This is a genomic window from Viridibacillus sp. NPDC093762, assembly GCF_050279675.1.
Lineage (GTDB): Bacteria > Bacillota > Bacilli > Bacillales_A > Planococcaceae > Viridibacillus.
In genome coordinates, this window is the sequence record NZ_JBNNUK010000054.1 from 1 (window position 1) to 1,183 (window position 1,183).

Genomic DNA, 1,183 nt, shown 5'->3' on the forward strand with positions numbered 1-1,183 from the left:
TTTAAGACAGGGATCAAAAAAGCATTTATCCAACCAGTTGTCGGTATTGTACCGGCGACTGGTTGTTTAGTTTCGCTTGTATTCGGATATAGTTATAATACGTTATATAGTCTTTGACAGTTTGTTCTACGATTGCTGTCGTAGTACTCCTCAAATTGTCTAAATAGAACGTTTCAGACTTTAATGCAGAATGAAACGATTCGATGGGGGCATTATCAGCGGGTGTACCTTTACGGGACATGCTCATGATAATGCCTTTTCCTTTGACAGCTTGTTGATATCGATAAGATGTGTATACCGAACCTTGGTCACTATGCAGTGTACACCCTTCGGGTAAAGAATCTAATTGAGATAAGGTATTCAACACGAAATCAGTATCTTGGCAATCACCGATAGAAAAGGCGATAATCTCGCCATTATATAAATCTTGAATACTTGAAAGATACAATTGTTTCTGGCCAAAAGGCAAGTAAGTAATATCGGTTACGAGCCTTTGTAAAGGTGCAGTTGCCTCAAAACTACGGTTCAGTATATTATCTGCAATGTGGTATGGTTGTCCAGTTTGTTTACGTTTTTTTACTTTCACTCGACATTGCCAACCATATTTTTGCATTATGCGTTGCACGACTTTATGATTCACTCGTATTTCTTGGTGTAAGAGTGCAGTAATTTTCCGATAACCGTATCGAAATTTATGTTCACGACAGAGTTCACCAATACGTCGTTCAATTCCTTGGCGAGATCCGGCATCGGTAGATGCTTGTTTCCAACGATAGTAGGTAGATCGTGCAACTCCTAAGTATATACATATAGCTTTCACACTCATTATTTCTTTTAATGTTTCTACTAACTGTACAGCTACTTCTCCAACCACTTCCTCTCCAACTCTGCGTACTTTTTTAGAACCTCAATCTGTTGTTTTAAATAACGGTTTTCCACTTCTAACCTTGTTTGTTCATTCTCATATACAGGACCTTTATCAAAGGTATATTGTTTACCAACAGGTTGTTCAAATCGATGTAATTCTCCGTTTTTATACCAACGCATCCAGGTTTCAACTTGTGTTTTATGCCGTATATTTAATTCAGTTAAAACCTGTTTCACAGGTATACCTGTTAATCGCATTTCAATAGCCTTCATTTTCAAATCATATGGATAACTCACTCTTGTTCCCATAAAAAAA

General features: G+C 37.3%; 1 protein-coding gene. It reads right to left on the reverse strand.

Annotated features, from left to right (window positions below):
* Positions 1 to 25: 25 nt before the first annotated feature.
* A protein-coding gene (locus tag ACQKM9_RS21860; protein WP_427736578.1) for an IS3 family transposase occupies positions 26 to 1,176 on the reverse strand; the annotation gives its coding sequence in 2 pieces (ribosomal slippage) (positions 26 to 903 and positions 903 to 1,176; 1,152 coding nt in all).
* Positions 1,177 to 1,183 lie beyond the last annotated feature (7 nt).